At 53.6% G+C, this 22690-nt stretch carries 22 protein-coding genes and 1 pseudogene; 12 read left to right on the top strand and 11 right to left on the bottom strand.

The features are described from left to right. The first annotated feature begins 34 nt into the window (after nt 1–34). Nucleotides 35–1252 (top strand): MFS transporter, encoded by a 1218-nt coding sequence (locus FNY10_RS06180; protein ID WP_160703618.1) that lies wholly within the window; start codon nt 35–37, stop codon nt 1250–1252. A gap of 305 nt (nt 1253–1557) precedes the next feature. Here FNY10_RS06180 and FNY10_RS06175 read toward each other — a convergent pair whose 3' ends face one another. Next, a complete protein-coding gene (locus FNY10_RS06175) occupies nt 1558–2403 on the bottom strand; it encodes an MBL fold metallo-hydrolase (protein ID WP_160703620.1) in 846 nt (281 codons plus the stop codon). 194 nt (nt 2404–2597) lie between these two features. Between FNY10_RS06175 and FNY10_RS06170 the strand changes: the two are divergent. The 4 genes and pseudogenes from FNY10_RS06170 to FNY10_RS06155 form a co-directional block, all read left to right on the top strand. Then, nucleotides 2598–2845, top strand: a pseudogene (locus tag FNY10_RS06170) (IS110 family transposase); the annotation flags it as partial. A 330-nt stretch (nt 2846–3175) separates the two neighbouring features. Further along, on the top strand, nt 3176–3748 hold the full coding sequence (locus FNY10_RS06165) for a cytochrome b (RefSeq protein WP_141964785.1): 573 nt from the start codon (nt 3176–3178) through the stop codon (nt 3746–3748). Next, nucleotides 3745–4317 (top strand): YceI family protein, encoded by a 573-nt coding sequence (locus tag FNY10_RS06160; protein WP_141964786.1) that lies wholly within the window; start codon nt 3745–3747, stop codon nt 4315–4317. Before FNY10_RS06165 ends, FNY10_RS06160 begins: the two co-directional genes overlap by 4 nt. Before the next feature lie 375 nt (nt 4318–4692). After that, nucleotides 4693–5328: a DUF2268 domain-containing putative Zn-dependent protease gene (locus FNY10_RS06155; protein WP_141964787.1), complete on the top strand. Its 636-nt coding sequence runs from the start codon at nt 4693–4695 to the stop codon at nt 5326–5328. Nucleotides 5329–5645: 317 nt separating this feature from the next. Here FNY10_RS06155 and FNY10_RS06150 read toward each other — a convergent pair whose 3' ends face one another. Then, entirely contained in the window at nt 5646–7142 is a 1497-nt protein-coding gene (locus tag FNY10_RS06150) for a PLP-dependent aminotransferase family protein (protein WP_141964788.1), read from the bottom strand. Between the two features lie 38 nt (nt 7143–7180). Between FNY10_RS06150 and FNY10_RS06145 the strand changes: the two genes are divergently transcribed. Further along, nucleotides 7181–7951 carry an arylamine N-acetyltransferase family protein gene (locus FNY10_RS06145; RefSeq protein WP_141964789.1) on the top strand — a complete coding sequence of 257 codons (771 nt, stop codon included), beginning with the start codon at nt 7181–7183 and terminating at the stop codon, nt 7949–7951. A gap of 63 nt (nt 7952–8014) precedes the next feature. Here the strand turns inward: FNY10_RS06145 and FNY10_RS06140 are convergent, their stop codons facing one another. Next, nucleotides 8015–8923, bottom strand: a complete 909-nt coding sequence (locus tag FNY10_RS06140; RefSeq protein ID WP_131050062.1) for a LysR family transcriptional regulator — start codon at nt 8921–8923, stop codon at nt 8015–8017. 97 nt (nt 8924–9020) lie between these two features. Here FNY10_RS06140 and FNY10_RS06135 point away from each other — a divergent pair, with 97 nt between their 5' ends. Beyond that, the gene (locus FNY10_RS06135) at nt 9021–10004 is read left to right on the top strand and encodes an NAD-dependent epimerase/dehydratase family protein (RefSeq protein ID WP_160704039.1); all 984 of its coding nucleotides are present in this window, start codon (nt 9021–9023) and stop codon (nt 10002–10004) included. Nucleotides 10005–10116: 112 nt separating this feature from the next. Then, nucleotides 10117–10428, top strand: a complete 312-nt coding sequence (locus tag FNY10_RS06130; protein ID WP_100683868.1) for a hypothetical protein — start codon at nt 10117–10119, stop codon at nt 10426–10428. A 93-nt stretch (nt 10429–10521) separates the two neighbouring features. Here the strand turns inward: FNY10_RS06130 and FNY10_RS06125 are convergent, their stop codons facing one another. From FNY10_RS06125 to FNY10_RS06100, 6 genes are read right to left on the bottom strand one after another with little or no spacing between them, the layout of a single operon-like run. Continuing rightward, nucleotides 10522–10977, bottom strand: coding sequence for a polynucleotide kinase (locus tag FNY10_RS06125; protein ID WP_131050060.1), 456 nt, complete (start codon nt 10975–10977; stop codon nt 10522–10524). Next, on the bottom strand, nt 10967–11524 hold the full coding sequence (locus tag FNY10_RS06120) for a histidine phosphatase family protein (RefSeq protein ID WP_100683870.1): 558 nt from the start codon (nt 11522–11524) through the stop codon (nt 10967–10969). Before FNY10_RS06120 ends, FNY10_RS06125 begins: the two co-directional genes overlap by 11 nt. After that, on the bottom strand, nt 11515–12576 hold the full coding sequence (locus FNY10_RS06115; protein WP_160703622.1) for an MBL fold metallo-hydrolase: 1062 nt from the start codon (nt 12574–12576) through the stop codon (nt 11515–11517). Before FNY10_RS06115 ends, FNY10_RS06120 begins: the two co-directional genes overlap by 10 nt. After that, a complete protein-coding gene (locus FNY10_RS06110; RefSeq protein ID WP_160703624.1) occupies nt 12573–13601 on the bottom strand; it encodes an ABC transporter ATP-binding protein in 1029 nt (342 codons plus the stop codon). Before FNY10_RS06110 ends, FNY10_RS06115 begins: the two co-directional genes overlap by 4 nt. Then, nucleotides 13589–15301: an ABC transporter permease gene (locus FNY10_RS06105; protein WP_224742482.1), complete on the bottom strand. Its 1713-nt coding sequence runs from the start codon at nt 15299–15301 to the stop codon at nt 13589–13591. The genes FNY10_RS06110 and FNY10_RS06105 overlap by 13 nt, the downstream gene beginning before the upstream one ends. Nucleotides 15302–15304: 3 nt before the next feature. Next, nucleotides 15305–16282, bottom strand: a complete 978-nt coding sequence (locus FNY10_RS06100) for an ABC transporter substrate-binding protein (RefSeq protein WP_160703626.1) — start codon at nt 16280–16282, stop codon at nt 15305–15307. 134 nt (nt 16283–16416) lie between these two features. Between FNY10_RS06100 and FNY10_RS06095 the strand changes: the two genes are divergently transcribed. The 3 genes from FNY10_RS06095 to FNY10_RS06085 all read left to right on the top strand — a co-directional run bounded on the left by FNY10_RS06095 (nt 16417) and on the right by FNY10_RS06085 (nt 18372). Continuing rightward, a complete protein-coding gene (locus FNY10_RS06095) occupies nt 16417–17193 on the top strand; it encodes a DeoR/GlpR family DNA-binding transcription regulator (RefSeq protein ID WP_160703628.1) in 777 nt (258 codons plus the stop codon). A 351-nt stretch (nt 17194–17544) separates the two neighbouring features. Next, nucleotides 17545–17739, top strand: coding sequence for a hypothetical protein (locus FNY10_RS06090; RefSeq protein WP_131050056.1), 195 nt, complete (start codon nt 17545–17547; stop codon nt 17737–17739). A gap of 513 nt (nt 17740–18252) precedes the next feature. Then, on the top strand, nt 18253–18372 hold the full coding sequence (locus FNY10_RS06085) for a small membrane protein (RefSeq protein WP_141964794.1): 120 nt from the start codon (nt 18253–18255) through the stop codon (nt 18370–18372). 825 nt (nt 18373–19197) lie between these two features. Here the strand turns inward: FNY10_RS06085 and FNY10_RS06080 are convergent. Beyond that, entirely contained in the window at nt 19198–20817 is a 1620-nt protein-coding gene (locus FNY10_RS06080; RefSeq protein WP_131050173.1) for a peptide ABC transporter substrate-binding protein, read from the bottom strand. Nucleotides 20818–21004: 187 nt separating this feature from the next. On the opposite strand from FNY10_RS06080, the gene mpaA reads away from it, so the two are divergent. After that, complete coding sequence (gene mpaA, locus FNY10_RS06075; protein WP_131050174.1) at nt 21005–21718, top strand: murein tripeptide amidase MpaA; 714 nt, start codon at nt 21005–21007, stop codon at nt 21716–21718. On the opposite strand, the gene ycjG is transcribed toward mpaA, so the two are convergent. Beyond that, on the bottom strand, nt 21709–22674 hold the full coding sequence (gene ycjG / locus FNY10_RS06070) for an L-Ala-D/L-Glu epimerase (protein ID WP_131050175.1): 966 nt from the start codon (nt 22672–22674) through the stop codon (nt 21709–21711). The genes mpaA and ycjG overlap by 10 nt on opposite strands. Between the last annotated feature and the right edge of the window lie 16 nt (nt 22675–22690).

The raw sequence follows: 22690 nt of genomic DNA, 5'->3' as shown, positions 1-22690 counted from the left end.
ACTCAGGGTATCTTTTATCCATAGGTTGCTTGCTATGCTACAGGTCACGCAGACGTTTAATCATAAAGTCCTCATGCGGATAGCCATTGTCATGGCTTTTATCCAGTTCACTAATGCGCTGGAGTATATGGCGTTAACGCCGGTTTTTGCTTTTATGGCAGACGGGCTTGCAGTTCCCGTATCATTTTCTGGCTATGTTTCCGGTATGTACACACTGGGTGCCGTCCTTTCCGGAATGGTTGCTTTTTATATGATCGACCGGGTTAATAAAAAACGATTCCTGATCAGGAATATGGTGCTGCTGGCAGTGTTAACATTTTTGTCCACACTGATGACTCATTTTGGCGCTCTACTCGCCCTCCGATTTTGCGCAGGACTGGTTGGTGGCACAACAATGGGAGTGGGCATGAGCATTTTGATAAACTGTGCCCCGCTTAACTTACGTGGAAAAATGCTGGCAACGGTGATTGCCTCATTTTCGATGGTCAGTATTGTCGGCATGCCAGCGGTCTTATTTTTGTGCACGCACAATGGCTGGCATAGCGCGCTGTGGTTAATCAGTTCACTCTGCCTGCTGTCTGTACCGTTGATAATATTGATTGTCCCCAGGGATACGCTTCCAGCGGGCGTGAAGAGAAATCTGTCTATTGACGCTCAAACCTTACTTTTCGCCTCTTGCCCTGCACTGGTACAATTTAGTCCCATGCTGATCATTCCTGTTTTGACTCCATTAATGACGCAGTATATGGGCGCAGCACAAAACTTATTACCCTTTTTGTTTTTAAGTGGCGGGATAGCAGGTTATTTGTCTACAAAAATAACAGGTATTCTGATATCGCATTTATCTGCGCTGATGCTGGCAACCATTTCAACTCTGTTGTTTGTCGCAAGCTTGCTGCTGCCTGCAATGGGTTATCATAATGCAGTTCTATTTATAACCTTATTTACTGGTGCTGCATATAGCCGACTTGTTGCCGCTTCATCGGTTGCAGTCCGGTATCCTGAGGATGAACGACGAGCCAGTTTTACTTCACTACAGACAGCAATAATGTACCTGATAACAACTCTCGCATTCTTTCTGTCTTCCTTATTACTACCTGACCCGGGAATAACAACGCAAAATCTCAACAGACTGTTGGTTGTTAGTGCATTAGCCGCCTGTGGATTTCCTGTTATGGTCATAATACTGCAAAAAAAACTGGCTAAACGTATTATCCGGCCTGTTGTTGAACTGTCTGGCAACGATGTTTAGCCTTTGCTGGCTATGAATCGATAAGTCAGTTCCTTGCGGAAAAGACGTCCTGAGCAATTGACCGTGATGTCACAGGAGCAGCCTTCAGAAATATCCGTTCTGAACAGTGAAGCCAGTTGAGAGAGATGGCGTTGCTGGCGATCATGCCAGCCGCCATTGCCGGGGCACAGATAGCGAATACAGTGTCGAGCGTACAACACTTTACCGCTGGATTCAGCATTATGCCCCTACGACTGCGCGGGCACTGGCGTCAGTCTTGCGGATTTTGCCCCTGAGATCTGGATGAAACCGACAATGAGCGGCAATCACTCTTCTGTAACAGGAAAATGGAGCCTGAGGCCAACACCGACTTCATTTATCTTTACATAACTGGCTAAGTTTATTTTCGCGGCGAGGTCGGTACAATGACATGGATAAAGCGAGTCCGCAGACAGCTCTTGAAAATACTCCCCTGTTTTTGACAAGGTATTTTTATCCGCATTTTGCAAGTGAAACCCACCGATCACTGAAACAATGTGTGTTTCTCCGCTAACCAGTTTAGCATATTCGATAATATTAGAAATACCGGCATGGGAACACCCGGTAATGACAACTATTCCTTTTTTTGTTTTTACGACCAACGCAGAATCATCGAGAACAAAGTCATCTGATATATCACCACAATGATCGAGAGTATGGCCTATAGATTCAGTTGCCTCAAAATTGTTATTTCGTGGGATCTGCCCAAGGAAAATAATGTTTTTTGTTATATTAACTGGAGTTGCCGAACAAATTTTCGTGAAGAAATAATGATTTTCCTCCAACATGAAGTTTATACCAATCGGCTTTGCATTATAATACTTTGGGATTAAGGCATCAGGATGGCAGATTAACTGTATTTTTTTAGCCGGGGGATTGGTCGCGCGATCATAATATTGTATCAAATGATTCAACCCCCAAGTATGATCGTTATGACCATGAGAAAAAACAATACTATCGAGGTCCAGTAAATCAATATTTAAGAACTGGGCATTTTTTATAAAGACGTCTGAATACCCGGTATCAAAAAGTATTTTCTTTCCATCGCATTCAATCAGATAAGATACCCCAGGTTCACCAATCAAATAGCGATCTATAAATGTATTATTGTCAACCAGCACTGTAAGTTTCACTTGTATTCCTTATTTTTTAATTGACAAACCACCCTGGTAAAAGATGCTTATTTTATGCCCATTTTTACCAAGGAATCAATGAAATAATCAGTCGAGGGGTAAGTAAAAACTGGCAATAACCACTATCAGCGCCTTTATTTTCCCGAAGCTGGGCAGTTTCTGCATATGTCCCGGACGCGGAGTCACTACGAGCACTTATGTACGATCCGGGGATTGGCGCGGTCATTGCCGTTATGTCATTGCTGAAAGTGGCGATCTGACACGTTTCCCCCACTACCGACTGTACCTCAACTTTTGCGGTTTTAATCTTTCCGCCCGTCAGAGCGGACAAAAGCACAGGGGTTACAGATTGTAGAAACGTGGCACTGCGCGATTAAGATATGCCTTATGTCTTGCCGCCACCATAGACGTAAGAACGAGAGAAAACAATTTCCGCTACAAATAATGAGCTGGCAGGACCCGTGCGCGCCAAAACGGCAGACTCTGCGTCGCAGCACAAACGGAGTCACATGCCGAATATGTGAATAAAAGCGCCATCCGGTCTGATAAAGATATGAATATTTTCTCAAATTAATGTAAACGATATTTACTTAACTATATAAAACCCAATAGGGAATATGAATTATTGTGCTAAAAACTGGTGGAAAAACATGGGGGTTAAACAATAAATTTGAACTAGAATTTAATTTCACATCATCCGCAAATTAATGATTGATTAATTAACAGAATGTCGTCATTTTAGTATTTTGTTACATAACAGAGCCTTTATTTCATGCGTCTGACAAACTCAAAAACAACGTTTGGCCTTATATCCATAACCTTGCATTGGCTGACAGCAGTAGCAGTCTATGCGATGTTTGCCTTAGGTTTGTGGATGGTCACATTAGGCTATTACGATGTCTGGTATCACAAAGCCCCGGAGATCCATAAAGGAATCGGTATCCTTTTAATGATGGGATTGGTGATTAGGATTGCATGGAGAGTCATCTCACCACCGCCAGCCCCGTTAAAAAGCTATTCGCGACTGACACGCATTGGCGCGAGTTTAGCGCATATATTTCTATATGCTACCCTGTTGACCATTGTCATTAGCGGATATCTAATATCAACAGCAGATGGTAAACCCATTAATGTGTTTGGTTTATTTGAAGTTCCGGCAACATTAACCGATGCGGCAATACAAGCGGATCTCGCAGGAACAATCCATCTATGGGTTGCCTGGGCCGTTGTTATTGTCTCTGTGATGCATGGGCTGATGGCCGTTAAACACCATATTATCGATAAAGACGAAACACTTCTCAGAATGCTTGGTAAATCGTCATCACAAACTGGAGTTAAAAAATGAAAAAACACCTGCTGGGTCTTTCGCTGTTTGCTGTCCTGTTTTCATCCGCTCCTGCTTTTGCAGCTAATTATAAAATTGATAAAGAGGGGCAGCACGCATTTATAAACTTCAAGATTAAACATCTCGGCTATAGTTGGTTATATGGTACCTTCAAAGACTTTGACGGGACTTTCACCTATGATGAATCTAACCCAGCGGCTGATAAAGTGAGTGTGAAAATCGCTACCGGCAGTCTCGACACTAACCACGCAGAACGAGATAAACATCTGCGTGGTGCTGAATTCCTGAACGTAAGTAAATTTCCGGAAGCAACTTTCTTGTCGAAGGAAGTGAAACAAAATGGTGACAACCTTGATATTACCGGTGACCTGACACTCAATGGTGTAACGCACCCAGTCACCCTTAATGCAAAACTAGTTGGTAAAGGGGATGATCCATGGGGCGGTAAACGCGCAGGTTTTGAAGCCAAGGGCAACATCCACCTCAAAGACTTTAATATTAAAAGCGATCTTGGACCAGCGTCACAAGACGTTGAGCTGATAATCTCTGTCGAAGGCATTCAGCAATAAAATCTTACCCCGGCATAATATGCCGGGTTTTTGACTTCACATCAGGCAGATTATTATTTTGATAAGACGTCATTCAGAGACCGTCCCAACAGAATTTCATTCCAGATAATAATACTGCGGCGTTGTTGAATAAATCAGTTTTCCCGAACGTCGTGGCTACGGCATTTCTGTGTCCAGAATCATCCGAGAAGAGAAAAATCATTGTCTGAAAAATCGATCATGAGACATGATGGTCCACTAAATGCCATTTCCCGCTTAATAAAGACAGCATTTTCAGACTGTTTTTCTCTCTGTTATATTTTGATATATCATAAAGTTACCCACTAACGTATGATCTCGTTCCATTGGTCCTCACCCCCTAAAACAGGAGGTCTCATGTCATCGATGGTTCTTCATTTCCTTAATGCGCAAAAGAAGCTAACAGCACATTACAACTGGCTTGAAACATGTCTGTCAGAGACGTACATGAAAGCCAATATCCCTATGCCATTACCTTCTCTGGATGTAATCGTTAAAGCCGGAGTCCATGTTATTCCTGAAAAAGGACATCTGGGATATTGCCCGGAACCTGGGGTTGTGTACATTACGGTTGATCCTGCGAACCCGGCATTTTGTGCTAATGCCAATCAATCACTGGAACGAATGTTTGCTCATGAACTCCACCATGCAGCAAGATGGCGTGGTCCGGGATATGGCTTTTCTCTGGGTGAAGTTCTTGTCTCCGAGGGATTAGCCGGGCATTTCGCTATTCAGCTCTTTGGGGGGCCGCCAGAACCCTGGGAATGTCTTGATTCACATGAAATGAATCTTTACAAGGCACGGGTATCAAGAGAATGGCAGAACACGGATTATAACCATAATGTCTGGTTTTTCGGTGCTGGCGATTTGCCCAGATGGCTGGGATATTCTCTGGGTTTTGATTTGGTTGCCCGTTATTTGTCAGCGCACCCTGAACACCGGGCATCAACACTTACAGATGCAAGTGCAGAGGTGTTCAGGAATTCAATCTAATTGGCAAGAAAACAGAAGCGTTTTTTCGCCCAATTTCATAAAACCCGGTACGTTCATAACCTCTTCTTGCACCGTTATTCTCTGCAATAATATCCAGATATGGCGTCCTGAAGACAGACACCGTTTTTAATGCCGAAGATCTGAAACTGGCGCTATCAAGCTGACGGTACCAGGCTGGCATTACACTGGGGACAACGCACACTACGGTAAACAGGCGTAGTCCGCTATGAGCGGACGTTAGCGGCAATGTGCAATATTCAGACTGAGCCATACAGACAATATGTGCCCCCATAATCTTTAAACTTATGGCGATTCGGTCAATGCCCCCTGACCAATTCATGGCATAAGCTACCGAGTTGTTCCACCGCATGTAAAAGCTGGCGGGTGGGTTCATTCGCGCAGTTCAACCGCAGGTAGTTTTGCAGTTCCGCCGCCCCAGGGGAAAACAGCGGTCCCGGACTGACGCCAATGCCAAGGGCGAGAGCGCGACGATGGACCTCCAGCGCCTCTATCCCGGACGGAAGTTGTACCCAAATCAGAAAACCGGCTTCTGGCGCGGCGACGCGCGTGCCCGGAGGGAAGCTGGTTTCAACCTTTGCGATAATAGCCCGGATACCCTGCGCAATCCGCAGCTTCAGGTGCCGCAGATGCCTGTCATAATCACCGCTGGCCAGAATCTCGTTTGCCGCGGCTTCCATCAGCGGCGAGCCTGCCCACTCCCCTGCCATGCGGGCCTGCAATACCGTTGCGTGATAGCGTCCGGCAGCAATCCAGCCGATTCTCCAGCCCGGCGCCAGGGTTTTAGACAGCGAGCTGCAATAAATAACATTTCCGCACCTGTCAAAGGCTTTACACGCTGGCGGCCGCTGCGCGCCGCCGGCCAGATCGCCATATACATCATCCTCAATTAACGGAATGCCCTGACTGGCAAGCAGGGTCACCAGATCCCGCTTGCGTTCAACGGGCATGCTGGCACCCAACGGATTTTGCACCGTGGGCGAGGCCAGAACGGCGACAGGACGATGGCGCAGAATGGCCTCTTCAAGCGGCGCCAGTAATAAACCTTCAATCGGGTCCGTGGGGATCTGTAATGCCTTCAGACCCAGACTCTCCAACAGCAGGAGCGTGCCGAAGTAGGCGGGCTGCTCAATCGCCACGGCATCGCCTGGCCGGCACACGGCATGGAGCGCCAGACGTAGCGCCTGCGTTGCGCCGGCGGTAATGATCAGGTCATCCGCGCCAAAAAGGCCCCCCCACTGCGCAGCGCGAGCGGCAATCTTGCGGCGCAGGTCTGCTCTCCCCGGAGGCAGGCTGTAGCTCTGTCCGCGCGCATCAAGCCGACGACCGGCTGTCTGTAACGCCCGCTGCAGCGCATCTACGGGCAGCCAGGCGGGATCGGGTAGCGCGGCGCCAAGCGGGACCAGACGCGCTTCAGCGCTACCGAACAGCGAGCGGGCTATAGCGGACATGGTTACCGGCACGGGCCCTGGTAAAGACGCGGGGCTTTGCGCCTCCCCGCCGGGGGTTATCTGGCGAACAAAGTAGCCTGAACGCGGTCGCGCGATAATCAGCCCCTCCGCCTCAAGACAGCGCAGGGCTTCCAGCGCCGTGGGGAGACTGACCTGCTCGCGCTCGGCCAGTTTACGCGCGGAGATAATACGATCGCCGGCTCGTAAAGCGCCTGACGCGAGCGTAAGCCGCAGCGTTTCGGCGATTCGGCGGTAGTGGGGAGTCGGCGGGAAGGGGTCGGACATCGCTATCTGTATAGTCTGGTTTTTGATAAATCTGACTATACAGGCGATGCAGAGCGCCATCTATAGTGTGTTCAACACAAACCAGCCAAGGAAGTCACATGCACAGCGACAATTTTGACCTTTCCCTTTACTTCCGGCGCATAGGCTATAGCGGACACGCGGCTGCGGATACCGCTACGCTGCACGCGCTCATGCGTCACCAGCTCTTTTCGATCCCCTTCGAGAATCTGGATGTCCAGGCCGGTCACATCGTTTCGATGGTACCTGATGATATTGCCGATAAGCTATTACGCCAGAGACGAGGCGGCTACTGCTATGAACTCAACGGACTGTTTACCATGGCGCTGGAGGCGCTGGGTATGACCTACCGTTTTGTCGCGGCGCGGCCAATGTTCTATCCTGCGCGCCGACCTAAAACCCATATGGCGGTCATCGCCGAAGTCGATGGCCGTCAGTGGCTTTGCGACCTTGGATTTGGCAGCTACGGTATTCGCGCGCCGATGGCCTTAGACGAACTGGAGACGGACATCATCCAGGATTTCGATACCTTCCGGCTTAGCCGCGATGCGAGCGGCGACTATCTGCTGCAGGCAAAGGTTGAAGGAAGCTGGGCCGATCAATACGGTTTCGACCTCTCACCTCAGGAATGGATTGACTTTGTTCCGGCTAATTACCTTAACTCCACGCACCCCGATGCCGTCTTTGTACAGAAGTTGCTTGTCATACAGCATCGACCCGAGGGACGATTTATCCTGCTGGGCGATACGCTTAAGACGATTACAGCGGACAGAGTAGAGAAGCAATTGCTGACTGAAGATGAAATTGCCCATGTCCTTGAAAACCGCTTTGCGCTATCTGCCCGCGCATAAATCAACCAGCCAATGCGTCCACAGTTAAACGGACACTTCTGCGGCCCGGGGGATGCGGGAATATCACGGTTTCGCCTTCGCGATATAAGCCTGTAGCCCCTCGGCAAGAATATCGAATACCGTTTTACAGGCCTTGCTCTGGCGAAGATCCTCATGCATGACCAGCCAGGTGTCGAGATGCAAGGCAAAGAAATCAGGCAGCAATCTCTGCAGCGGGACAGGAAAGTCGGCCAGTCGCACCTGACATATCCCGATGCCGGCGCCTGCGCGAATAAGGTTCAACTGCGCCACATCACTGTCAGTACGCACGGTAAACCGTTCACGATGCAGCTGCGGATACTGTTTCAGAGCCTGTAAAATAAATGGCGTGATTTTATCAAAGCCCACCAGAGTATGCGTGAACAACGCCTCCATACTCTCCGGCGCGGCATGCCGCGCCAGATAGGCAGGTGCGGCATGCAGACCCATTTCAATACTGCCCATCCGACGTGCGATCAGTTGCTCTTGTACCGGCCTGGTCATGCGTACTGCAATATCCGCCTCCCGATGCAATAAATCCTGAATGCGGTTAGACAAAACCAGCTCAATGGCAACCTGCGGGTGAGCCTCTTTAATTTGCGCAATCAGAGGCGGCAGAACTTCGGTGCCGATAATTTCACTCGCAGAAACACGCACCACGCCACGCAATTCGCCAGTGCGGGTGCTAAAGCCGGCAGCCGATCGCTCAATCATACTGGCCGTGTTTTCCATCGCTTGCGCATGGCCCTGCAGCGCGACGGCGGCATCTGTCGGCTGCAGGCCAGTCTGAGAACGGATGAACAACACCAGACCCAATGCTGATTCCAGTGCCGCGACGTGGCGTCCTGCCGTGGGCTGGGTAATGGCGAGCATCCGGGCTGCCCCCGACAGGGATCCCTCTTTCATCACTGCCAGGAAGGTGCGATACCATTCCCATGGAATATTTAGTTTCATACAAAAATGCATACCTGCTATCCGATGTCATGCAATTACATTTAGCTCGCGCTGGCATTACGCTGTCAAGCAGCAGACATCCGGCAAAGGTAAGACCATGCAAAGCAAAAACAAGGTACTCATCCTGGGCGCGACAGGTGGAATCGGTAGCGAAATCGCGCGTAAACTCATCGGCGAAAAATGGGACGTTCATGCATTGCGCCGCAACGCCCCGCAAAATGAACAACCCGGAAGTATAACGTGGGTAAGCGGCGATGCGCTGAATACCCGGCAGGTGGCCTCTGCCGCGTCAGAGTGTCATGTGATTGTCCATGCCGTTAATCCGCCGGGTTATCGCAACTGGGAACACCTGGTTTTGCCAATGTTACATAACACTATCCAGGCAGCGGAACGAAATGGCGCCTTAATCGTTCTCCCTGGCACCGTTTATAACTACGGCCCGGATGCCTTTCCCCTGTTGCGGGAAGACTCCCCGCAAAATCCCGTCACCCGCAAAGGGGCAATACGGGTACAGATGGAGAAGGCGCTGTTAGCCTACGCGCAGCGTGGCGGAAAGGTGCTGATTCTGCGAGCAGGCGACTTCTTCGGCCCTGCCGCAGGCAATAACTGGTTTTCGCAGGGATGGATCAAGCCGGGACAATGCCCGCGGATAATTAAAAACCCGGGTAAAGCCGGAACAGGTCATCAGTGGGCCTGGCTGCCCGACGTCGCAGAAACCCTTGCGGCGCTGTTAGCGCGTCGGGATCAACTCGAACCGTTTGCCTGTTTTCATATGCGCGGACACTGGGACGCCGATGGCACGGCGATGGCCGCGGCCATACAGCATGTCGCGCAACTTAGCGGGATTCAGGCAAAGATAAAGTCGTTTCCCTGGTGGCTCATCTTTGCGCTGTCACCTTTCAACACCACGCTGCATGAAATGCAGGAGATGCGATATTTGTGGCAACAGCCAATCCGGATGGACAATGCAAAACTGGTCAATTTTCTGGGCTACGAACCACATACCCCTCTTATTGAGGCCGTGCACAAGACCTTAACGGGTCTGGGCTGTATTCAGCATGCGCCAGAAACGCCTTCGTGAACGGGTCAGAGGATAACTATCGCGCGGGTCACGGGAAGATACGCCTCAAATTGCACAACATGATATCTTTAGGTGGTAGGGTTATATTCTGTCGTTCATAGAGGAAAAGCTAATGATTGTAAGGACCTGGCACGGTTGTGTTCCGCTTAAGCATGCAGAAGGTTTTGCGAATCATCTGCAAAGAACAGGTGTCGAGCACTCAAGGAGTATCGAGGGTAACAAAGGTGCATTTGTACGCAGGGAAACCCAGGGCGAGCGGGAGCATTTCTTTCTGGCGACTTACTGGCAGGATTTACAGGCGGTAAAAGCCTTTGCTGGAGAAAACTATCACGTCGCGGTGACTTATCCAGATGATGAAGAGTTTGAACTCCTTTCCGACCCCTACGTTTTTCAGCATGTTGTAGAAGCCATTACGCCGCTTTAGTTTTTTCCGCGTCCACCCGGGACAGGCGTCAGAGGAGACATTGTCTGACGCCTTTTTAGTGCTCTCCGGCTTGCTCAGGTCGCGTGGCAGAGGTCAAAAATCGCCGGGCGCGCACTGCAGACAGGTCAGTCCCGCGCTACGCCAGAAATCCACGACGGCCTGGCGGTCGTCGATCACCAGCCATGGCTGATAGCCATCGGCGATGATTTGCTGCAGTAGCCCCTTTTTGACCTCTTCATCTGCCACATGATCGTCGCCTTCCGGGCGCAGATAGAGGCCATCATACGCAATATTGTGCCGCGCCAGCCACGCCTCGGTATGGTGACGAAATCCATCGGGGCGCCCGCTGCAAATCACAATCGACTGCTGCCCGGCGTGCAACAACGCCACCAGTTTGCCGATCGCCGCATTCGGTAACGCCTGCGCCATAAACGCAAAAAAAGGGGGCCACTGTTTCTCGCTCCCCAGTACCCAGTCACGCATTTTTTCCGCATCAAACTCCGCCAGGGTACCGTCAATATCCACAATAATGCAGGGCTTAGCGCTCATCGGCTTCCTCCAGCGGAACAATCCGCCACTCATTCGCCTGTTGTCCGGGAGAGATCCACATCGGCACAACGTTACCTGGCCGGGCGCCATAAGGGGTACCGAGAGCATAGCGGCGCAGCACCCGGAACACGCCGGAATGGGCAATAATTAACGGACGGTCGTACTGCGTCAGGATCGTGTTCAGCACGTCAGTCACCCGGCGGCAAAACGCCTCCCAGCTTTCTCCTCCCGGCGGCGTCTCTTCATACGGCGGCTGTTCGGACCACGGGCGCAGCTCTAAATCGCCCCAGTCCCGCTCGCGCAGGTCATCAAAAACCGTATAGGGCAGATCGGGGAGCGCCAACTCCGCCGTTTGCCGGGCGCGCAATAGCGGACTGACGGCAATACCGCTCCAGCGATAGCGGCTCAGCAGCGAGCGCACTTCCTGCGCTTGCCACTCCCCCTCATCGGTGAGCGGCACGTCCGTTCGTCCGCCGATCAGTTTGTCCCGGTTAAGGGCGGTTTCGCCGTGGCGAACAAAAACAAAGGGCTTACAGATTATTGGCATAATTCCATCTCAATCATGGGATGAGTCATCAGCTGGCAGTTCAGCGCCTGTTGCCAGCGGACAGGATTATCAATCGCGGTAAATAGCGGCACAACGTAGCGGCACGACAGTTGAGAGACCAGCTTTTGCAGGCAGGAGAGCGTCGGATGCACATTCCAGCGGCAAAAATCGACCTCGCCTGCCAGCCACTGCTGATATGCGACCCGGTTCATATGGCCGGTGAATAAAACACGATGGTGGAAATCGTCGCGCGCCCGCAGCACGCCCGCCATACCGTTCATCCCGTCAGGATCGGCGGCCAACACCAGTGGCGCCTGAGTCGAAAATAGCGGGTTGGTCTGCGCCAGCGTCCGTAACGCCGTAGCGATACCCTGCTGCAGACTCCCCTCGTCATCTTCCGCCATCTGCACAAGCATCGCCCGGCAAGCGGCATCCAGGGCAATCTCCGGCTGGCTGTTATCTCGCGCCATCCATAGCGCCAGTTCGGCGGCGCGTCCGGAAGGAGGAACGGGGCACAGCGTGGGTTGCGACAGATAGGCCCGCAGTTTCTCCAGCTGCTGGCTCTGGGGAATATCGTATAAACCGTAGGAAGCATCCACCAGCGCAATGTCTGCGGGGGGCGGCGCATCAAAGCGAAACAGCATCGATTCCATACTGATGTCGCCGCTATAGAAAATGCCGCCCGCCACGTTAAGATGAAACCACACGCCTCCCCAGGCATGGCCGCAACTGCCGGTGGTCACGGTGATGTCGCCAAGGGAAAACTGCCCGCGTACGGCAATGGGATGGACGCGACGCCCGGGCGGCAGCGCCTGGGCCGTGACGGCGCTGCAATAGATGGGGATATCCGCCGGCAAACGGTTCAATCCGCCAATATGATCCACATGGTCATGGCTCAACAGCACCGCATCAATATCGGCGGGTACCGGCCACGGCGCTTCATCTGGCTCCAGCGCGCCGCCCGCATCCAGCAGGATGCGTTGGCTCGGCGTACTCAGCAAAATCGCGGCCGGGGCTTTGCGGTGTAAGCCGCTAACGATCTCTATCTTCACGCCGCCTCCAGACGCCAGCCCTGCGTCAGCTGTACGCGCACGCTCTGCTGCGCCCGCAGCGGCGAGTGATGGAAAGCGCTCAGCGATTGCCCGTCCGCCAGACGTAAATCCAGTAAATAGCGCTCTCCCTGATAGATACAGTTTTCGACTTCGGCACTCAGCCCTTCAGCCGTTAACTGCACATGCTCCGGGCGAACCAGTACCGACTGCCGGGCATAATATTGACCGCCGGAGAACCCCTCATGCAGAACAGCGCGATCCAGCTGTCGGCTGCCGCCGGGGATGGCCAGAGACAAAACCTGCCCCTTGCCAATAAAACGCGCTACCCACGCGTTTTGCGGTTGTTGATACAACTGCTGCGGCGCGCCCCACTGCATTAATGCCCCCTGATGCATCACCGCGATATGGCTGGCCAGCGCCATCGCTTCCGCCTGGTCGTGAGTGACATAGACAAAGGTTGCCCCGGTACGACGGTGAAACTCCCGGAAGGTCTGCTCCATCGTCGCGCGTAAATGTCTGTCGAGGTTAGCCAGCGGTTCATCCAGCAGCACAACCTGAGGCTCTGAGACCAGGCAGCGCGCCAGCGCCACGCGCTGACGTTGCCCACCGCTTAAATCCTGCGGCGAACGTTCGGCATAAGCGCCCAGTTCGACAATCTCCAGCGCTTCGCTCACTCGCTGACGACGCGCGGCCCCCTGCACTTTGCGCAGCTTCAACGAATAGCCCACGTTTTCCGCTACGGTCATATGCGGCCACAGGGCGTAGGACTGAAAGACCATTCCCATATCACGCTGTTCCGGCGGCAAATGCAGCGAGGTATCCGCCAGCAGGCGATCGCCCAACAGCAAACGACCGCCGCTGAGCTGCTCCAGGCCCGCAAGGATACGTAAAGTGGTCGTTTTGCCACATCCGCTCGGCCCCAGCAGCGCGGTAAATGCGCCCTGCGGGATGGTCAGATCAAGATCCCGCACCACGGTCTGGTTGCCAAAGACTTTGCTAAGCTGTTCCAGCCTCAGTTCTGCCATGGAATCACTCCTTTGGGTAAATATTTGCCGAGCGCGCTGAGCAACAGCATCACCACCGCGACCAGTGCAACCACCAGCACCGATACCGCCGACGCCAGCACCTTATCGCCACTTTCATCAAGGTTGAAAATCACCACGCCAAGCGTCTCTTTTCCGGCACTCCATAGCAGCGCCGATACGGTCAGTTCGTTCACCGCGGAAAGAAACACCAGCAGCGCGCCAGCGAACGCGGCGGGCGCCATCAGCGGCAGAACAATATGGCGTAATCGTTGGGAGACATTGGCTCCGGCCAGGCTTGCGGCCTCTTCCATCGCCGGGTCCAGTTGCAGCATGCTGCTGTGCACCGGCTTCAGGCAGACGGTCAGAAAACGGGCAAGATAAGCGAAAAAGATAATCGTCAATGTTCCGCTGAGGCTGATATTCAACAACGGCAGCGGACGCGCAAACAGCAGGATGCAGGCGATCGCCAGAACCACGCCGGGGAGCGTGTAGGGAATATCAATGACGCCATGGAGCCAACGTAGCAACCGGGTAGGATGGCGCACCAGCAGCCATGCCAGCGGCAGGCTTAACAGCATCAACACCAGCGCGGCGGACACCGACAGCAGCATGCTGTTGGTCAGCGCGCGCCAGGTGGCGCTCTGCGCATCGACGATCCCCCGCCAGGCGGCAAAGGTCAGCGTATCGCCATTCAGCGGAACGCCAAGCGTCGGCACCAGCGACGTCGCCATCAAAGCCAGCAGCGGCGCAATCAGAATAGCGAACAGCACAATCCCCAGCAGCACTTCCATCGCCAGCCGCCATTTCCCCAGCGAAAAGCCCAACGCGCGCCCGGCCATGCCAATCAGCGGCAGCGCGTAGCGTCGCTGCATACGGCTTTGCAGGATAACGATACCGATCGCCAGCACGCCCATCAGCACCGAGAGCGCCGCCACTTCATTAAGCATTGATGGCCCAAAGCTGGAGAGCGTCTGGTAGATATAAACCGGGAGCACAAAGTAGGATATAGGGATCCCCAGCATCGCCGGAATGCCGAAGTTGCCAAGCGCGGAGACGAAGGCGATCGCCGCGCCAGCCCACAGTGCAGTGCGGCACAGCGGTAGCACGATATCGAAAAAGACCCGCCACAGCGAGGCGCCATTGAGTCTCGCCGCTTCAATATGCTCTTTCGGCAGGCATTGCAGCTGCGTGCGCAGAGCCAGAAACACCAGCGGCGCATGCTGGATGCCAAGCAGCAAGGCGATGCCCTCGGCAGAATAGAGCGGATTCGCGCTACCAAAGCCCGGCGCAAGCCCGATGCTGTTAAGCAGAATGCTGCTCGGACCGAAGAGCTGCAGCCAGCTCAGGGCGGTAACCTGAGGCGGGATCATCATCGGCAGCATAAACAGGAATACCCACACCTGCTTGAGGCGGATATTGGTCAACGCCAGGCAAAAAGCGAACAGGCTGCCAAGCAGCAGGGAGATAAGCGTTCCCAGACCGCTGGTATAAAGGCTGTTATATAGCGCAGTCCATGTGGCGGGATTGCTCAGCACACGCCACAAACTGCTGTCACCGCCCTGCCGCCAGTCAAGCAGCGCCGCGATGAGCAGCCGCAGGCTGGGCAGCAGGCTTATCAATGCAACGAGGCATAATAATAGCCATAGCAGCCCTTTAACCGGGCTGCTGCTGGCGTTCTGACGCAATGTCATATCGCTCATCAATTAACGGTTTCCAAACAGGTCGGCAAAGCGTTTTTTGTTGGCTTCAGCATCCGCCAGCGCTTTTGCCGCATCGAAAGGCATCAGCTTAATACTGTCGCGTGGCGGAAAGCCTTTGGGTACCGGCAGCGAGGCATCCGCAGGTAAATAACCCTGCTGTAGCACCAGTTTCTGCCCGTCCACCGACAGCAGGAAATCAATAAAGGCTTTTGCCGCCTGCGGGTTCTTGGCGTTTTTCATCATCGCCACCGGCTCGGTCACGATGCTGACCCCCTCTTTCGGGAAGACAAATTCGATCGGCGCGCCTTTGGCTTTTTCCCGGATCGCCATGTAATCCACCAGAACGCCGTAGGCTTTGCTGCCAGAAGCGATAGCATTCATGACCGCGCCGTTGCCGCTTTGCGGCATCGCGCCGTTCTCTTTCAGCTTCTCGTAGTATTGCCAGCCGAGATCAGGAGAGTTCATCAGCGTCGCCTGATGAATTTGCGCCGCGCCGGAGTAAAGCGGGCTTGGCAAGGTGGTCATGTTTTTCAGCTCCGGCTTCAGGAGATCCCGCCATGATGTCGGTTTGACCGGCGCTTTGCTATTCCAGGCGATACCGGTAGTAATCAGCTTGGTGCCGTAGTAGTAACCGTCTTTATCATAGAGCTGCGCATCAAAACGCGCGGCCTGCGGCGAGTGATACGCGGCCAGTAAATTCTGCTGCTTCAGCGCTTCCATGGTGACGCTGTCGGCGATCAACAGGACATCTGGCGTCGCGCCGCCAGCGGCTAACTCCGCCTGCAGGCGGGCGGTCAGCTTCGTGGTCCCGTCGCGGATCCATTTCACTTCGATATCAGGATGCGCTTTTTCAAAAGCATTAACGGTCATCTGCGCATCTTCGTTGGGCTGGCTGGTGTAGAGCGTCAGCGTGGATTTGGCCAAAGCCGACGCGCTCATCATGGTCAACATCACCGCCGCCAACAGGTTTTTTTTGTTCATCGTTCCGTCCCCAGTGTTTTCGTTGCGACGATTAAAACAAGGGAATCTGACAAAAATATGACTAATTTCTTTCGTAGTAATAGTTTCACATTGCCACGCTAGCATGACCAAAAATAACGTCGCAGGAGGGGAAAATGACCCCCGAAATTCGTCGCAGCGCCATTGTCACCCTGGTGACAGAGCGCGGAGAAATCAGTATTGAAGCGCTTTCCCGGTACTTTAGCGTGTCGCTGCAAACCATCCGCAGCGATCTGCGCGACCTAACGGCACAGGGGCTGTTGCTGCGTCGCCACGGCATGGTCGCCCCTTTCGCTCGCGAAAATATCGCCTATAAGCAGCGCGAGATCGTCAATATCAACGGCAAGCGCTGGATTGGCGAACAGGTCGCGCAGTTGCTCTGCGCAGCGCAAAGCTGCTTTCTTGGCACCGGAACGACGGTGGAGATGGTGGCGCGCGCCCTGCCAGAGAACCGTCCTCTCGCCGTTTTCACCAATAACCTGCATGCCGCGCAGCCGCTCAGCCGCCTTCCCGGTTGCGAGCTGACGATCGCCGGTGGGCGTATCCGCAAACGCGATCTGGATATTATTGGTAGCGATGCCCAGACCTTCTTCAGCCGCTATCGGGTCGATATCGGCGTGGTTTCAGTCGGCGGCATTGGCGAAACGGGCGATCTGTATGATTTTAACGATGATGAAGTGGTGGCCCGTCTGGCCTTAACCGCCAGCGCAGATGTCACGGTACTGGTCATCGACAGCACGAAATTTGGCCGCACGGCGCTCTGTCGTAACGGCCATGTAGGTGATTTCGACTATGTCGTCAGCGAGCGTGCGCCGACGGTACAACAGCGGGCGATGCTGGCGCAGCGCCGGACAAAATGGTTATACCGTGACGACATCGAGGCATTGGCCTAGCGGCAAATAGCCTGCCACAGCGCCTCCTGTTCCATGAGGTAGCGGCTGAGGGAACGCGAGCAGATAATCTGCGGCGCGATCGGGGGAGACGGTTCCGGTTGAGGATACGGGCAGCGAGAAAAGCCGGGCGTTAACACCAGCCAGCTCGACAGGATATGTCACTTGTCAGATAGACTCTCCCTGCCGGCCACCGGCAGGAGAAATGACCAGAAAATTGGCAAAGAGTTAGTCGCATCTCTGGAAATTTTCGCCGGTTGGGAGGAGGATAGTCTCTGTGAAGCCGACCGTTATGGGCCATCGTTATCCCCACCGTACCGGCGATGCGCCCGAGATACTGAACTGGAGATTCTTATGTATGACACGTCAGGAGATACCCCCCTCCACTTTTATCGCTATCAGTGCCGTTTCTACGTCGCCCATTGGGACGGAGGTAATGTGATGAGCGATAATTTCAGGCAGTTCATTGAGTTGATTACCGAAAAAACGGGCATTGATGCTAAGCGCGTCGAAGCCGTGGCGCGGGACTACTTCAATAACGTGGACTAACGCCGGTCGGAATCTGCCTACGTTTTTCTTCCTCATTCGGACACAGCCCCGCTGAGCGTTTATGGATGAACGACCCGCCGAACCCCATTCCTGAATGACCATCGCGGGCGATCCGCGCGCGTATTGTGCTAAACCGTCCGCTTCAGCAGGTCTCCCGCGAGGCCTGCACGCTTATTGTTGCCCCACGCTCCCGACACACCGCCCGGTTGCCATTTTCAGTGAGTTATTAATCAGATATCGCCAGCTATCGGCCTCTTGCCTGTATTTGCCTGCCGCACAGGCCAGCCATCGCTAATCCGGTATCTTTGAGCGAAAAAACCGTCACTAATAACAATATAATGCTAATTATATTTTAATTTTCAGCACAAAACGACACCTTTAAAACACAAAAAGAATTAAAAAAACTTTTCTTACATTCTATTAAAATATTTAGTTAGGATTTTTCTTAATCCTGGAGTAGATTCGCTGTCATAAAAGCAAGAATATCCATGAACTTCCCGGGGACTAAACCATATGGCAAACATATTCTTTTTAGTATTAGCTATAGTACTGCTTCTGGTTGCTGTTTTTTCTCTTGTTTCTTATCTCAAAGACAGAAAAAAACAGCAGTTTACGTTCAAAAAAAGACGTTAATAACAAAAGCAAAACAGGAGAGATACACATCCGTGAACTTTCCCGAATGAATTTGACTGAATGAATTTGACTGAACGATCGATAGTCTGACATGGCCAGTTTAACGCGATACCTCGTCAACGATTGACGTCGCTTTAAACACACGGGTCATGCGTATTAGCAACATTACGCATAAGAAAATCCAATTACTCATAGTGTATTAGTAAGATTTTAATTTCTCGTCGGTTAATCAAGCGCGTTATTTGACTGTCTTGTCAACAGCGAAAGGCGATTGACGTTGACAGGCCGTGCCGCGACATTAACATGCTGTTTGCCCTCTCGGTGGTCTGCCGGCCACCCGAGCGCGCTCGCCGCCGTCATCCCGCCGTCCCCTTGCCCGCGAAGGGTGCGCCAACGCCGGGCCATCTCATCCGCTGTGCCGCCAGAACGACGGCTCTTCTCGCCAGCCAGCGAAGTCCGTTGCTGCTCGACAATAAAAAGTCACTATTAAGCCGCTCATTTCATTCAAATAATATTATTCTGACAGCGAACTTAATTCCCGTATAACATCAATATGACAATCGTTGAATTTTATTGCTTTTTTATTGTATTGCACCATGAAGAATTTACCTCATATTAATAAGAATATGCGGAGCACGGGGCGAGAATCTAAAAACTGAGCAGATTAAAATAACGGCAATCCGCGAAAGCATGCGGTGATTGAAGAAAATGAGATTTGCCTGTCCCCCTGACGCGGCGTTATAGCGGGCCATCGTGGTGGTGCAATATTGCCAAAAAAACCGGGCGCGGATAGCGCGCCCGGGTTAAACGGAGCTGAAGTAAGAATTACGGATGTTTTTCGATATACATCGTACGACTATAGGCAACATCTTCCGGGTTATTAATCGGATAGCCTTTCAGCCACGGCTTAATCAAACGCCCGTTGGTATACTGGTAAATGGGGGCAACAGGCGCTTTGCTCATGATGATTTTTTCTGCCGCATTATAATCATCATTGCGCGCTTTATCCGAGGTTTCCAGCGCCGCCTGGCTCAGAATCTTGTCATAGGTCGGGTCGTTAAAACGGGAAATATTCCCGCTGTGGGTCGAGGTCAGCAGCGACAGGAAAGTGGAAGGCTCATTGTAATCCCCGACCCACGAGGCGCGAATGACATCAAAATTGCCGCTATTGCGGCTATCGATATAGGTTTTCCACTCCTGATTCTGCAGCTTCACATCCACGCCGAGATTCTTCTTCCACATTGAAGCGACCGCTATCGCGATTTTCTGGTGGTTTTCCGACGTGTTATACAGCAGCGTTAACTTCAGCGGACGACCAGGACCGTAGCCCGCCGCCTGCAATAGCGCTTTGGCCTGGGCATTCAGCTCCGCCTGGCTCATGCTTTCCATCTGCGACGGCTGCGGGGTAAACCCGGCCGTCACGTCCGGCGTAAAGTGCCAGGCCGGCTTTTCGCCGGTTCCCAGTATCTTCTCCGCCATCAGACGACGGTCGATAGTCATACTCAGCGCCAGACGCACGCGCTCATCGGCGGTGGGACCTTTCTGAGTATTAAAGGCGTAGTAATAGGTTCCCAGCTGCGGCGGCGTATACACCTGGCCCGGAATCTCCTTCAGCAATTTCTGATACAGATTCTTCGGGAAAGACTCGGTGATATCAATATCGCCGGCCAGATAGCGCTTCGTTGCCGAGGACTCCTGATTGATTGGGACAAAAGTCACCTGCTGAATGACCGTTTTCGCATTATCCCAATAGTGGCTGTTCGGCACGAGCACCAGTTTTTCGTTAACCACGCGATCTTTTAACACGTAAGCGCCGTTGCCGATAAGATTGCCCGGACGCGTCCAGTTGGCCCCGCTCTCGACGTTAGCCTTCTGTACCGGATAAAACGCGAAACTGGCCGTCAGATTACTGAACCACGGCAGCGGCTTATCCAGCTGCACGCGCAGGGTACGCGCGTCAACGGCGGTGACGCCCAGCGTTTGCGGCGCCGCTTTCCCGTCGATAATATTTTGCGCGTTGCCGATCCCCGCCAGCGCGGCGAACCAGGCGAAAGGCGACGTGGTTTTCGGGTCGACCAGACGCTGCCAGCTATAGACAAAATCCTGCGCCGTCACCGGCGAGCCATCGGACCAGCGCGCATCATCACGCAGGGTAAACGTCCAGACGCGGTTATCGTTACTCTGCCAGCGGGTCGCCACGCCGGGGATAATATTGCCTTTCGCGTCCTGGTTGACTAAACCTTCAAACAGATCGCGAATCACCTGAATTTCCGGCAGGCCAACGGCTTTAGCGGGATCTAATGATGCGGGTTCATCTTTAATGTGCCGTACCAGCAGCTGCTTTTCGGCTAATACGGTTCCCTGGGGGACATCCGCCGCCCAGGCAAGAGAAGAAATGCTGGCTAACCACAGCGCGCCGCATGTCAATGTGACAGGATACTTCATGAGATCCCCTTTAAAATAAAAAACCAGAGCTGGCAGAGCGATAATTATTTGTTTCATCACCTGAAATTGCAAACGGCTTGTGATAGAAAATTGACATGTCTACCGATTTAACCGCCTCAGGAAACTATTTGATTCCGGGAGGCTTTTACACAACACTGCAGAAAATAACCTGCTAACAGGATGTCCTATGCCCGTTTCCCGTCCTCGCCCTCAGCGCGGCGCCTTCCCGCCCGGTACGCAGCGCTATGGTCAGTCACATCTTGGTGCGCCGCTGCTTTGGTTCCCTGCGCCGCTGGCGGACAGCCGCAGCGGCCTGATTCTTGCCGGTACCCACGGCGATGAAAACTCATCGATCGTGACGCTCTCCTGTGCGCTGCGTACCCTGAAGCCGGAATTACGCCGCCATCACGTCGTGCTGGCGGTGAATCCCGATGGCTGTCAGTTGGGACTACGGGCCAACGCCCGTGGCGTCGATCTGAACCGCAACTTTCCCGCGGCAAACTGGAAAGAAGGGGAAACGGTGTATCGCTGGAACAGCGCGGCAGAGCAGCGCGACGTGGTGCTGTTGACCGGTGACAGGCCCGGCTCAGAACCGGAAACCCAGGCGCTGTGCCAGCTGATCCATCAGATCCACCCGGCGTGGGTCGTCTCCTTCCACGATCCGCTGGCCTGCATTGAAGATCCCGGCCACAGCGAGCTGGGACAGTGGCTGGCCGACGCGTTCGCCCTGCCGCTGGTCGGCAGCGTCGGTTACGAAACCCCCGGCTCTTTTGGCAGCTGGTGCGCTGATATCGACCTGCCCTGTATCACCGCCGAGTTTCCACCCATCTCGGCCGACGAAGCCACGGAAAAGCATCTGTCGGCGATGATGGATCTGCTGCGCTGGCACGCTCAGAGATGAAGCACGCCGGTGCTGAAATGCAGCGCCGGCTCGACATCCACCGCCAGCCAGGTCGGGCCATCCAGATCGGCGAAACGCGCCAGCGGCACCAGCGGGAGCGCCGCCGCAATCGCCCGCGACGTGCAGAGCATACAGCCCAGCATACGTTCAAACCCCAGCTCGCCGGCCTCCTGCGCCAGAAACAGCGCCTCGGTCAAGCCGCCGGTTTTATCCAGCTTAATATTCACCATCTCATAGCGCCCACGCAGCTGCGGCAGGCTATCACGGGTGTGACAGCTCTCGTCGGCACAGATCGGCAGCGGGTGAATAAAATTTTCCAGCGCGTCGTCAGCGTCCGCCGCAAGCGGCTGTTCGAGCATAGCCACGCCGATGTCCGCCAGCAGCTGGCAGCGCGCCGCCAGGCCATCGCTGGACCAGGATTCATTGGCATCCACGATCAGCGTCGCCTGCGGCACTACGTTGCGAATGGCAATCAGTCGTTCGCTGATCAGATGATTATCCAGTTTCACCTTCAGCAACCGGGCGCCCTTCTCCCACAGCGCGGCGGCGCTGGCCGCCATCTGTTCGGGAGGGCCTATCACCACCGTTTGCGCCGTCACCACATGAGCAGGGAGCCCGATGCCCAGCAGTTGAGGAATCGTTTTCCCGACGCGACGGGCCTGCAGATCCCACAACGCGCAATCTACGGCGTTGCGCGCGGCCCCGGCCGGCAGCAGATGCTGGAGTTGTTCGCGGGTCATCCCGCTTTCCAGCTGCTCGCCGATGGTGAGGATCTGCGCCATGACCGATGCGATGCTCTCACCATAGCGCGGGTACGGCGTACACTCGCCAACCCCTTTGACGCCGTCCTCCTCAATTTCCACGACCACCACTTTCGCCTCGCTGCGGCTGCCGCGGGCAATCACAAAAGGCGTATGTAACGGCCAGGCTTCTTCGTACACTCGCAGGTTTCGCATTCCCAGGTTCCTCCAG

Source organism: Klebsiella sp. Lac1 (assembly GCF_009825425.1).
Classification (GTDB): Bacteria; Pseudomonadota; Gammaproteobacteria; order Enterobacterales; family Enterobacteriaceae; genus Klebsiella; species Klebsiella electrica.
The sequence above is the reverse complement of the archived record's forward strand: the minus strand, read 5'-3'. Positions and strand labels throughout refer to the sequence as shown.

Coding starts and splice junctions, on each gene's coding strand:
- FNY10_RS06080 (WP_131050173.1), bottom strand. CDS start 20,817: ATGAAGTATCCTGTCACATTGACATGCGGCGCGCTGTGGTTAGCCAGC.
- FNY10_RS06145 (WP_141964789.1), top strand. CDS start 7,181: ATGCACAGCGACAATTTTGACCTTTCCCTTTACTTCCGGCGCATAGGC.
- FNY10_RS06085 (WP_141964794.1), top strand. CDS start 18,253: ATGGCAAACATATTCTTTTTAGTATTAGCTATAGTACTGCTTCTGGTT.
- FNY10_RS06090 (WP_131050056.1), top strand. CDS start 17,545: ATGTATGACACGTCAGGAGATACCCCCCTCCACTTTTATCGCTATCAG.
- FNY10_RS06165 (WP_141964785.1), top strand. CDS start 3,176: ATGCGTCTGACAAACTCAAAAACAACGTTTGGCCTTATATCCATAACC.
- FNY10_RS06100 (WP_160703626.1), bottom strand. CDS start 16,282: ATGAACAAAAAAAACCTGTTGGCGGCGGTGATGTTGACCATGATGAGC.
- FNY10_RS06125 (WP_131050060.1), bottom strand. CDS start 10,977: ATGAGCGCTAAGCCCTGCATTATTGTGGATATTGACGGTACCCTGGCG.
- mpaA (WP_131050174.1), top strand. CDS start 21,005: ATGCCCGTTTCCCGTCCTCGCCCTCAGCGCGGCGCCTTCCCGCCCGGT.
- FNY10_RS06160 (WP_141964786.1), top strand. CDS start 3,745: ATGAAAAAACACCTGCTGGGTCTTTCGCTGTTTGCTGTCCTGTTTTCA.
- FNY10_RS06095 (WP_160703628.1), top strand. CDS start 16,417: ATGACCCCCGAAATTCGTCGCAGCGCCATTGTCACCCTGGTGACAGAG.
- FNY10_RS06140 (WP_131050062.1), bottom strand. CDS start 8,923: ATGAAACTAAATATTCCATGGGAATGGTATCGCACCTTCCTGGCAGTG.
- FNY10_RS06180 (WP_160703618.1), top strand. CDS start 35: ATGCTACAGGTCACGCAGACGTTTAATCATAAAGTCCTCATGCGGATA.
- ycjG (WP_131050175.1), bottom strand. CDS start 22,674: ATGCGAAACCTGCGAGTGTACGAAGAAGCCTGGCCGTTACATACGCCT.
- FNY10_RS06150 (WP_141964788.1), bottom strand. CDS start 7,142: ATGGCGCTCTGCATCGCCTGTATAGTCAGATTTATCAAAAACCAGACT.
- FNY10_RS06105 (WP_224742482.1), bottom strand. CDS start 15,301: ATGAGCGATATGACATTGCGTCAGAACGCCAGCAGCAGCCCGGTTAAA.
- FNY10_RS06155 (WP_141964787.1), top strand. CDS start 4,693: ATGTCATCGATGGTTCTTCATTTCCTTAATGCGCAAAAGAAGCTAACA.
- FNY10_RS06110 (WP_160703624.1), bottom strand. CDS start 13,601: ATGGCAGAACTGAGGCTGGAACAGCTTAGCAAAGTCTTTGGCAACCAG.
- FNY10_RS06135 (WP_160704039.1), top strand. CDS start 9,021: ATGCAAAGCAAAAACAAGGTACTCATCCTGGGCGCGACAGGTGGAATC.
- FNY10_RS06130 (WP_100683868.1), top strand. CDS start 10,117: ATGATTGTAAGGACCTGGCACGGTTGTGTTCCGCTTAAGCATGCAGAA.
- FNY10_RS06120 (WP_100683870.1), bottom strand. CDS start 11,524: ATGCCAATAATCTGTAAGCCCTTTGTTTTTGTTCGCCACGGCGAAACC.